At 50.1% G+C, this 339-nt stretch carries 1 rRNA gene; it reads right to left on the bottom strand.

Going from position 1 to position 339, the window contains the following annotated elements:
- Nucleotides 1-48: 48 nt before the first annotated feature.
- Nucleotides 49-164, bottom strand: a 5S ribosomal RNA gene (gene rrf / locus ACM615_RS23710).
- Nucleotides 165-339: the final 175 nt, after the last annotated feature.

Raw genomic sequence — 339 nt, 5'->3', positions numbered from 1 at the left:
ATAGCAAAAAGCCCTGTACGTCAGTACAGGGCTTTCCACTTATTTGATGCCTGGCAGTTCCCTACTCTCGCATGGGGAGACCCCACACTACCATCGGCGCTACGGCGTTTCACTTCTGAGTTCGGCATGGGGTCAGGTGGGACCACCGCGCTACTGCCGCCAGGCAAATTCTGTTTCATCCATACCGCATCATGCCATGATTTCTCACACACTACGCCATACGAACCAATCTCGGAACAGTCAGCTGAAAATCTACTTCAAGTCTATAAAAACACCTTTGGTGTTGTAAGGTTAAGCCTCTCGGGTCATTAGTACTGGTTAGCTCAATGCATCGCTGCA

It is taken from the genome of Rahnella sp. PAMC25617 (assembly GCF_050606005.1).
GTDB classification, from domain to species: Bacteria; Pseudomonadota; Gammaproteobacteria; order Enterobacterales; family Enterobacteriaceae; genus Rahnella; species Rahnella variigena.
This window is presented reverse-complemented; position numbering and strand designations above follow the sequence as displayed.